Source organism: Streptomyces sp. NPDC002690, assembly GCF_053592415.1.
Map to the genome: position 1 here is coordinate 1 of NZ_JBSFVR010000274.1, position 10,214 is coordinate 10,214.

The window sequence follows — 10,214 nt, forward strand, 5'->3', positions numbered from 1 at the left end:
CCGGGCACGCGGCGGGCTCACCAACCGCCAAGTGACGCTCAGCTGACAGTGACGAACCGCGGGTCCGATCGGTGACTCGCGTCACAACGAACCGTCGACTGGACCGCCGACCCGGGTACGCACCGGCCCGCCCGGGCAAGGGCCGTGACCCGAGGGGCCAGTTCGAGGACGGCCTCGCTCTGCTCCGTTCCACGCACGGGACGGGAACGGCCCGCACCGAGGCTTGGGCGCTGGCCGCAGAGTTGTCGGCACCGGACCATCCGGAGCACGCGGCCGCCCTTCTGGACGAACTCGAAGGGCAGGCCGAGAGGCTCACCTGCGAAGACCCGGCCGAAGCGGCCGCCGCGACCGCCGCCCTTCGGCTCTGGCAGAAGGTGTCCTCGGCGGCCCCCGACCGCGCCGACCGCCTCCACGACCGCGCTTCGGCGCTCGCGGCGGAGGTCTGGGAGAACGCGCCGACACTGGAGAACGTCTCGGTGGTCGCCGCCGCCGCCTCGCTCGTGGCCGGGTCCCGGCCGGTGCACGCCGAGCGACTCGTGGCCTCGGCATGCGATTACCTCACGCACGTGCTGGACCCGGACGCCGACGCCGGGCGGCTGTCCACGGCGGACGCCTTCCACGTCGAATTCGGCTTCCGAGGCACGCTCGCAGTCCTCTCCCAGGCTCTCGTCGACATCGGAGCATCATCTGGGACTGTCGGCCGCGTGCTGGAAATCGGGCGGCGCGCCCTTCCGGTGGAGCCGGCAGACCTGCCGGAAGGACCCGTCCCCTCCGAGGACGAGGAACAGGAGTTCACCGAGGCCACCAGCCTCGCCGAGCGAGCCTTCCACCTGGCCGGGCGCCATGCCGTCGACGAAGCAGAACACCACCTGGAACGGGCATTCGCCCTCCTGCCCTCGAACGAATCCGGGACGCTCCGCGGTCCTGTGTGGCTGCCGGACCTCGCGGACTCGCTCGTCCGTACGGACACGGCCACGGATCCCCATACGCTGCTCGACCTGGTGAGGCACCCGGCCGACCGAGTGCGCGTTCACTCGGGCGTGGCACTGGCGTACGCGGACGTGCACCGGCCGGCCGATGCGCTCCACCACGCACGGGCGGCCTTCCGTACCCTGGCCGCCGCGACCACCTCCGCCTCGTGCCGGCCTTACGTGGCACAGGCGTTGGCGTCCGCCGGTGAGGTGGAGCACGCCATGGACCTGATCGCGCGGCACGGCCCGCCGGTCGGTGCGGGCATGCGGGCAGCGTGGCGGAAGGCCGACCGGGCGGCACGCGTGGCTGTCGCCGCGGAACTCGCGCCGCTCGCTCCCGAAGCGGCGGCCGAGCTGATCCTTCCGTTACTGAGGCGCCTGGACGCGGCCCAGCACGCGATCCGAAGTCAGCGACTGCTGGCCTCACTGGTGGAACTGCTCCCGGCTGCCATCCACCTGCCGCCCGAACAGCGGTCGCTCTTCGACACGGCATGGGAACAGGCACGTGACCGAGCGGTGCGGAGCAGCCCGCAGTCCTGGCACCCCGAAGACGTCCTCGTCGAGGCATTCCTGCGCATCGGCGACGGAGAGAAACCGGGCCGTCAACTGGACTGGCTGGCTCGGGACCTGACCAATCGCGGGACCGGCAACTTCCCGTCCGCCGCACTGGCGGTACTCCACACTGCTCTGCACGACCCGGCCACTGCCCAGCGGGTGGCCGCACTGTCCGCCTCTCCGCACCACAGAGCGGTCGCACTGACGGCAGTGGCGGCGCACCTGACCCGCATCCCCTTCCGCCTCCGTCCCGTTCCGGACCCGATCGGTACGGACACCTTCACCCGCAGCGTTCAGCACCTGGCCCTGTCGGCGACCTCGGACACCCCTGCCGCCGGGAAAGCGGCCGTCAAACCCCTGCACCTCGCACTCGGTACCACCGGCTGGTATCACACGATCCCCGTCCTGGCGCGGATCGCCCCCGAGGCAGTCACCGCGGTCCGGGACATCGCCGTGGTGCACCTGGAATCCGATTCACCGGCCTGGTGAGCACCTTGTACGCACTGGGGCCGCGCCTCACCGGTCTCGTGGTCGCGAGGCCGTATGCCCGCAGGGCTCGGGGTCCCGTCTACGGAGCCGCTGCCCCCCGGGCGAAGGCCGGCAGCGTCGCGGCGACCCGGGCCGCCCGGGTCCGGGGCGACGAGGCACGCCTCCAACGGCGGGGTGCGGCGCCGGGCTCCGGCGGGAGCGTGAACTTCCCCCAGTAGCGGTCGAGTACCCTCACCCGGAGTTCGGCCCCGCCGTCGGACCGGTGTCCCGACATGACCTACCGCCTCACGCGGTAGCGGCGTGATCGCTGAGAGGTTGCCCGGCGGAGACGGACGACCCCCGTTGCGGTCCGCCGCCGCTGACGGGCCGAAGTCGACGATCACACCGCGCCCGCCGCGGTGACCCGTGGGACGCTCGATCGGTACCGGCGCGCGCGCTGTCGCCGGCAGTCACCGTCGAGATCGACCCGCGAAGGAATCCACCATGGACCTGGGCCTGTCCCACCGCATCGCGATCGTCACCGGCGCCAGCCGGGGCATCGGACTCGCCGTCACCCGGGCTCTCGTCCGCGAAGGCGCGACCGTGGTCGCGGGAGCGCGGAAGACCACCCCTGAGCTCGAAGCGCTGGCCGGCACCGGACGTGTCCTCGCCGTCGAGGTCGATCTCGGCGGTCCGAACGGGCCCCGCTCTCTCGTCGACGCGGCGGTCTCCGCGTACGGCGCGGTGGACATCCTCGTCAACAACGTCGGCGCGGTGCGCCCACGCGTCGCCGGCTTCCTGACGGTGACCGACGAGGAGTGGGAGGAGGCGTGGACCATCAACTTTCTGGCGGCCGTCCGCGCCACCCGGGCCGCGCTCCCCCACATGGCCGGAAGGACCGGGGCCGGCGTGGTCACGATCAGCTCGGTCAACGCCTTCCTTCCCGATCCCCTGGTGATCGACTACGGCACCGCGAAGGCGGCGCTGTCCAACTTCTGCAAGGCGGTGTCCAAGGAGTTCGGGCCGCAGGGCGTCCGCGTCAACACGGTCAGTCCCGGCCCCGTCAGCACCGCGCTGTGGCTGGGTGACGAAGGGGTCGCCGCGTCGGTCTCCGCGGCGAAGGGCGGCAGCCCCGAAGCCGTGGCGGAGCAAGCGGCGGGCGGCTCGGTGACCGGGCGTTTCACCCGTCCCGAGGAGGTCGCCGACCTCGTCGTCTTCCTGGCGGGCGACCGCAGCGGAAACATCACCGGTGCCGACTTCGTCATCGACGGCGGCCTGGTCAGCACCCTGTAGCCACTCTCCTCGCCGACTTCACGCGGGGCCACGTGTCACGGCTTCCGGGGTACGCGCGTGGCGCGGCGGTCCGTACGACCGCCGCGCCACCCGCGTGCCTCACCGTGTCAGGCGCCGACGACCCCGTTGGAGTACGACTTCATGAAGTACGTCCCAAAGCCGTTCTGGACCGGGTCGCCCGCCTTGTCGATGCAGTGCAGGATGCCGCCGCCGGCCGCGTCGTTGAGACAGACCGTCATCAGGTCGGTGAAGACGACGCCGGGGGTGTTCGGCACCTCGTAGGCGGCGTCGGTGTAGATGTTCGCGCCGAGGTTGAAGAAGCAGTAACTGCCCAGCCCCCAGGCGTGGTGTTCACGGACCTGGTCGCCGACCTTGTAGGCGGCGTACCCGAGCGTGGAGCCGTGGCGCCAGGCCGACTGCGTGGGAACGTCGTAGGGGTGCTCGTTCTGGAAGAAGTAGGTCCGGCCGTGCTCGCCCTGCCACAGCACCTCGTACTTCTGGTAGTGCTCGACGAAGAGCCCGTACACGGTGACGTGGTCACCGTTCACCACGATGCCGGTGTCGGCGGGGTTGACCGTCCAGCCGACGGTTCCGTCGAGGCCGTGGTCGGCGCGCCAGAGCCAGAGGTGGTCGCAGATCACGTCGTTGCTGTCGATCTGGACGCTGATACCCGCACCGCCGGCGATCGCGCCGCCGATGCGGGCGACGATGTCGAACAGCACGGTCGGGTCGGCGCCGTGCCGCAGCCGGCTCCGGCCGTTGCCGACGCGCACCAGTACCGGGGTGTGCTTGGAGGCCGCCTCGACCAGCAGCCCGGCGAGGGTGACACCTGCGACGTCGGCGACGTCGATCACGGTGTTGCCGTGGGTGGAGCGCAGGGTGGTCAGGCCGAGGCCCAGCACCACGGTGCCGGCGCGCTTCACCCGCAGCGGCGCGGAGATGTCGTAGATGCCCGGGGTGAACAGCAGGTGCTTGCCGCGGGCGAGGGCCTGGTTGATCTCGGCGGCGGAGTCGCCCGGCTGGGCCACGTGGAACTGCGACAGCGGGATGCCGTGCCCCCGGGCCTGACCGTGTTCCCAGGTCGTGCCGGTGCTGTTGGAGCGCAGCGCGGGAACGAAGACCTGGTACGAGCCGTGACGGTCCACGGTGAGGAACGGCTTCTCCCGCACCACGGGGGTGCGGTCGACGGTGGTCATCGGCGGGGCCGGGAAGGACTGCGCGGGGGCGCCCTCGGTACCGACGAACACCATGTTCCAGTTGGAGCCGGTCCAGCTGCCGAAGGTGTCGTTGCGCGACAGCCACTGCTGCTGGGAGCCGGAATCGACCTGCCCGTCCACCTTGCTGTCGACCAGGAAGCCGCCACTGGACCACTGGTTGCCGGGCGGGCTCGGCATCAGGGTCATGTTCCCCTTGATGTGGACGCGGCGCATCGGGGCCGCCTGGGAGACCGCCCAGCGCTCCAGCCCGTCCGGGGGCACGATGGTCAGGTTCTCCGCCGCCCGCCAGAAGTTCTGGGTGCCGTTTCCGTCGAACCACTGTGCGTCGACGGTGACATGACCGTTGATCACCACGTCGGAGGGGCTCGCGCCGAGGCCGAGGACGTGCGTGTAGAAGCCGACGTTGATGTCGACGTTGTAGGTGCCCGGCTTGAACGCCAGGGCGAACCGCTCGTCGCCGAACTGGTTGGACTCCTGGACGGCGAACACGGCGTCGACCTTGGCCTGGATCGAGGCGTCGCTCATGGACGGGTCGAAGACCAGGACGTTCGGGCCGAGACCGGAGGAGGCGTGGCCGGTTCGGTGTTCGTCGCCGGCATGGCCGGCGCCGTGCCTGTCGGAGTCCGCGGCCGACGCGAACGCCGGTGCTGAGGCGACTCCGCTGATCAGCGGCACCGCGGCAGCGGCAGCGGCTGCCCCGCGCAGCACACTACGGCGAGAGGGAATCATGGACACGGCTCTCCCTGCATGGCGTGAAATGGACGGGGCCGTCACCGGGCCCCCGATCTCTGAGAGCGCTCTCTCAGCCACGAAGTGAATCACCGTCAATGGGGAGCGTCAATGCGCTTGCACCAAGGGGGATTTGGGGATTCGCACACCGACCGGACGAAGTCGTGAGAAGCGCACGATTCCGCCCACGACCCCCCGTGGACCGACGAGCGGACCCGATGAGTGGGCCCACCGAGCGGTCCCGATGAGCGGCCCGGCCGGTGACCGACGCGTCGACGACCTCGCGTACGCCGCCGCCGATGCCGCGTCCGCGCAGGACCACGCGCACGGCCGTGGTCCCGGCTCGGCGGGCGGCCCGGGAGAGGAGAACGGACTCACCGGAGCCCGGAGGCCGGCCCTTTCCGCGACGGCGGACAATGGGCTCCCAAGGAAGCTCAGGCGGCAGTCGAGGCCGGAGCGGAATCAAGGCATGGCGGCGGATCCGACCGGGGCGCGGGCTGGGGCACGGCGACGGGTCGTGGCCCCCGCCCGGCTCCGGTACGGCACGATCCGCCGGACGGATCCTCAGGAGGGGAAGCATGACCGAGACGAGCGACACCCGATCCGCCGCCGGTGACGCACCGGGCGCACCACGGAGCCGACTGCAGCGTCTGATGCGCTGGGTCCCTCTGACCGCCCCCGTGCTGCTGTGGGCCGTGCCGTGCTGGGTTCTCCTGTACGCCGGTCAGCACTGGCCGCTCCCCGTCAGACTGATCGGCACCATCGGGTTCGCCCTCGGTCTGCTCGTCATGCCGCTCGCGATGGTGCGCGGCCACGGCCGGCGCCAGCGGGACCGGGCGGCGATCCTCGGGGACACGCTGCTGGGCGGCATCTGGATCCTGTTCACCTGGTCCGTTCTGCTCGGCGTCCTGCTGCGGCTCGCCCTGACCGTGGCCGGCGCCGGTGACGGGCAGGACCGGGCGCGCATCGTCACCTGGGTAGTCCTCGGAACAGCCGCCGTGCTGCTCGCCTGGGGATACGCCGAGGCCCGACGGGTGCCCCGGGTACGCCGGCTCGACGTACGGCTCCCGCGCCTGGGGGCCGGACTGGACGGAACCCGCGTCGCCCTGATCACCGACACCCATTACGGTCCCCTCGACCGCGCCCGCTGGTCCGAGCGGGTGTGCGAGACGGTGAACTCCCTGGAAGCCGACCTGGTCTGCCACACCGGCGACATCGCCGACGGCACGGCCGAGCGCCGTCGCGCCCAGGCCGCCCCGCTGGGCACGGTGCGGGCGACCCGGGCCCGCGTCTACGTCACCGGGAACCACGAGTACTACAGCGAGGCCCAGGGCTGGGTCGATCTGATGGACGAACTGGGCTGGGAGCCGCTGCGCAATCGCCATCTGCTGCTCGAACGCGGCGGTGACACCCTCGTGGTCGCCGGCGTCGACGACGTCACCGCCGAGTCCTCCGGCCTCGCGGGCCACCGAGCCCACCTCGCCGGAGCCCTCGAGGGCGCCGACCCCGACTTTCCCGTCCTCCTCCTCGCCCACCAGCCCAAGTTCATCGACCGGGCGGCAGCCCATGGCGTGGACCTCCAGCTCTCCGGCCACACCCACGGCGGCCAGATATGGCCCTTCCACCACTTGGTCCGCCTCGACCAGCCCGCCCTCGCCGGACTCAGCCACCACGGGGCTCGGACCTTCCTCTACACCAGCCGCGGCACAGGTTTCTGGGGCCCGCCCTTCCGCGTCTTCGCCCCCAGCGAGATCACCCTGCTCGTGCTCCGTTCCCCGCGATAGGGCCGAGCGGTCAGGCGCAGGCCGGGCACAGGCCGCGGTAGGTGATCTCCACCGAGCCGACGGCGAACCCGAACCGCTCGGCCTCGGGCAGGTCGCCGAGGGCGTCACCGGCCGGGTGGACGTCGCGGACCGCGCCGCAGCCTGAGCACACCAGGTGCTGATGGGGGCGGCGCGCGTTCGGGTCGTAACGCTTGGCCCGGCCAACGGTGGAGACTTCCAGCACCTCGCCGAGCGCGACGAGTTCCCCCAGTGTGTTGTAGACGGTCGCCCGGGAGATCTCGGGCAGCCGTGCGGCGGCCCGCAGATGCACCTCGTCCGCCGTCAGGTGCACGTGGTCGCCGTCGAGGACCTCCGCGACGACACGCCGCTGTGAGGTCAACCGCCAGTCACGGTCCCGCAGACGCTGAAGAAGGTCGCTCATCCGGTCTCACCTGCTCCGCTTCGCGGGGGACGCGCGGCCCCGGGAAGGATCCGACGACGCCGCGCCCGGCCATCATGGTTTTAGCGCACTTCTTGACTTGGACGAAGTCCATCGTAGGATCAATTCCGGCGACATCCAAGAGACAGGAAGACTCCGGTACTGCAGCAGAGACACGTGACGGGACACCACCGGCCGAGCGCTCAGCGCGGGCCGGGCGGCGTCCTCGTCGCACCGCCCGGGACCGTTCGGTCCGGTGGCCCGCAAGGCGTTCGGGCGGCCCCGCGACGAGACCCCGGCAACAACGTGCCCCTTCTGCACGGCCCGGAATCCTCCTCCCCCGTTCAGCGCCCCCACGACCCGCCGGGTCCGGAAGGATTGCTCATGCCCGAGAACCACGAGTCGCACGTCTTCGATCCCGTCGTTCCGGACTCGCCCGAGACGGCCATTCCCGAAGTGCCCGAGGCTCAGGCAGCCGGCTGCCCCGTGGCCCACGGCCGCGCGCCGCACCCCACCCAGGGTGGCGGGAACCGCCAGTGGTGGCCGGACCGCCTCAACCTGAAGATCCTCGCCAAGAACCCCGCCGTGGCGAACCCGCTCGGTGCGGACTTCGACTACGCGGCCGCGTTCGAGGGACTCGACCTGCCCGCCGTCAAGCGGGACATCGCCGAGGTGCTCACCACGTCGCAGGACTGGTGGCCGGCCGACTTCGGCAACTACGGGCCTCTGATGATCCGGATGGCCTGGCACAGCGCCGGCACCTACCGCATCAGCGACGGCCGCGGTGGCGCGGGCGCCGGTCAGCAGCGCTTCGCCCCGCTGAACAGCTGGCCGGACAACGGCAACCTCGACAAGGCCCGCCGTCTGCTGTGGCCGGTCAAGAAGAAGTACGGCCAGGCGCTGTCCTGGGCCGACCTGCTGATCCTCACCGGCAACGTCGCCCTGGAGACCATGGGCTTCAAGACCTTCGGCTTCGCCGGTGGCCGCGAGGACGTCTGGGAGTCGGAGGAGGACGTCTACTGGGGCCCGGAGACCACCTGGCTCGACGACGAGCGTTACACCGGCGACCGTGAGCTGGAGAACCCGCTCGGCGCGGTCCAGATGGGCCTGATCTACGTCAATCCCGAGGGCCCCAACGGCAACCCGGACCCGATCGCGGCGGCCCGTGACATCCGCGAGACCTTCCGCCGGATGGCGATGAACGACGAGGAGACCGTCGCCCTCATCGCCGGTGGCCACACCTTCGGCAAGACGCACGGCGCGGGCCCGGCCGAGAACGTCGGCGCGGACCCCGAGGGCGCCCCGCTGGAGGAGCAGGGCCTCGGCTGGCGCAGCACCTACAGGACGGGCAAGGGCGGGGACGCCATCACCAGCGGTCTGGAGGTGACCTGGACCAGCACCCCGACCACGTGGGGCAACGAGTTCTTCCACAACCTCTTCGCCTACGAGTACGAGCTGACCAAGTCTCCGGCCGGCGCGCACCAGTGGGTCGCCAAGGACGCGGAGGCCACCATCCCGGACGCGCACGACGCGTCGAAGAAGCACAAGCCGCAGATGTTGACCACCGACCTGTCGCTGCGCCTCGACCCGGCCTACGAGCCGATCTCGCGCCGCTTCTACGAGAACCCGGAGGAGTTCGCGGACGCCTTCGCGCGCGCCTGGTACAAGCTGACGCACCGCGACATGGGCCCGATCCAGCGCTACCTGGGCCCCGAGGTGCCCTCCGAGGTGCTGCTGTGGCAGGACCCGCTGCCCGCCCGCACGGGTGAGCCGCTGGACGCCGCGGAGATCGCCTCGCTCAAGGAGCAGGTACTCGCCACCGACCTGACGGTGGCGCAGCTGGTCTCGGCCGCCTGGGCCTCGGCCTCGTCCTTCCGCGGCAGCGACAAGCGCGGTGGGGCCAACGGTGCCCGGGTCCGCCTGGAGCCGCAGCGCGGCTGGGAGGCGAACGACCCGGACGAGCTGGCTCAGGTCCTGCGTGTCCTGGAGGGTGTGCGGGAGTCCTTCGACGCCAAGGGGGGCAAGCAGGTCTCGCTTGCCGACCTCATCGTCCTCGCGGGCGGCGCGGCCGTCGAGCAGGCGGCCAAGGACGCCGGTGTCCAGGTGGAGGTGCCCTTCACCGCGGGCCGTGTCGACGCCACCCAGGAGCAGACGGACGTCGAGTCCTTCGCCGCGCTGGAGCCCTCGTACGACGGCTTCCGCAACTACACCGGCAAGGGCATCCGTCTGCCCGCCGAGTACCTGCTCCTCGACCGGGCCAACCTGCTGACGCTGAGCGCTCCGGAGACCACGGTCCTGGTCGGCGGTCTGCGCGTGCTGGGCGCCAACACCGGCGGCTCGAAGCACGGCGTCCTCACCGACCGGCCGGGCACGCTGACCAACGACTTCTTCGTGAACCTGCTCGACCTGGGCATCACCTGGAAGTCGACGTCGTCGGCGCAGGACGAGTTCGAGGCCCGCGACGCGTCCGGCCGGGTCAAGTGGACCGGTACGCGCGCCGACCTGGTGTTCGGCTCCAACTCCGAACTCCGCGCCCTCGCCGAGGTCTACGCCGCCGACGACGCGAAGGAGAAGTTCGTGAAGGACTTCGTCGCCGCCTGGACCAAGGTCATGGACCTCGACCGGTTCGACCTGAACTGACCCTGCCCCATCTCCATCGCTTCCCTCAGCGGCCGGTGCACTCCGGTCGCCGCCGTGGGGGCCGGGGGAGAACCGACCGCCCCCCCCCCCCCCAAACAGCGAGGCGGGCAAGACCCCCCCGCCCCCCGAAACCGGCGGG

Annotated in this window: 6 protein-coding genes; 4 read left to right on the plus strand and 2 right to left on the minus strand. The window is 71.3% G+C overall.

The window, feature by feature from the left end:
* The first annotated feature begins 71 nt into the window (after positions 1-71).
* Positions 72-2,015, plus strand: a complete 1,944-nt coding sequence (locus ACWD3D_RS26980; RefSeq protein WP_451463384.1) for a hypothetical protein — start codon at positions 72-74, stop codon at positions 2,013-2,015.
* A gap of 483 nt (positions 2,016-2,498) precedes the next feature.
* Positions 2,499-3,287, plus strand: coding sequence for an SDR family NAD(P)-dependent oxidoreductase (locus tag ACWD3D_RS26985; protein ID WP_451463385.1), 789 nt, complete (start codon positions 2,499-2,501; stop codon positions 3,285-3,287).
* Between the two features lie 107 nt (positions 3,288-3,394).
* On the opposite strand, the gene ACWD3D_RS26990 is transcribed toward ACWD3D_RS26985, so the two are convergent.
* Positions 3,395-5,233 (minus strand): adenylyl cyclase, encoded by a 1,839-nt coding sequence (locus ACWD3D_RS26990; protein ID WP_451463386.1) that lies wholly within the window; start codon positions 5,231-5,233, stop codon positions 3,395-3,397.
* A 578-nt stretch (positions 5,234-5,811) separates the two neighbouring features.
* Between ACWD3D_RS26990 and ACWD3D_RS26995 the strand changes: the two genes are divergently transcribed.
* The gene (locus tag ACWD3D_RS26995; RefSeq protein WP_451463387.1) at positions 5,812-7,017 is read left to right on the plus strand and encodes a metallophosphoesterase; all 1,206 of its coding nucleotides are present in this window, start codon (positions 5,812-5,814) and stop codon (positions 7,015-7,017) included.
* A 10-nt stretch (positions 7,018-7,027) separates the two neighbouring features.
* Here the strand turns inward: ACWD3D_RS26995 and ACWD3D_RS27000 are convergent, their stop codons facing one another.
* Positions 7,028-7,438 carry a Fur family transcriptional regulator gene (locus tag ACWD3D_RS27000; protein WP_451463388.1) on the minus strand — a complete coding sequence of 137 codons (411 nt, stop codon included), beginning with the start codon at positions 7,436-7,438 and terminating at the stop codon, positions 7,028-7,030.
* 381 nt (positions 7,439-7,819) lie between these two features.
* Here ACWD3D_RS27000 and katG point away from each other — a divergent pair, with 381 nt between their 5' ends.
* A complete protein-coding gene (gene katG / locus ACWD3D_RS27005; protein ID WP_451463389.1) occupies positions 7,820-10,075 on the plus strand; it encodes a catalase/peroxidase HPI in 2,256 nt (751 codons plus the stop codon).
* Positions 10,076-10,214: the final 139 nt, after the last annotated feature.

Bases quoted from the DNA above. Each gene is read 5' to 3' on its own strand.
- ACWD3D_RS27000 (WP_451463388.1), bottom strand. From the start codon at position 7,438: ATGAGCGACCTTCTTCAGCGTCTGCGGGACCGTGACTGGCGGTTGACC.
- katG (WP_451463389.1), top strand. From the start codon at position 7,820: ATGCCCGAGAACCACGAGTCGCACGTCTTCGATCCCGTCGTTCCGGAC.
- ACWD3D_RS26985 (WP_451463385.1), top strand. From the start codon at position 2,499: ATGGACCTGGGCCTGTCCCACCGCATCGCGATCGTCACCGGCGCCAGC.
- ACWD3D_RS26990 (WP_451463386.1), bottom strand. From the start codon at position 5,233: ATGATTCCCTCTCGCCGTAGTGTGCTGCGCGGGGCAGCCGCTGCCGCT.
- ACWD3D_RS26995 (WP_451463387.1), top strand. From the start codon at position 5,812: ATGACCGAGACGAGCGACACCCGATCCGCCGCCGGTGACGCACCGGGC.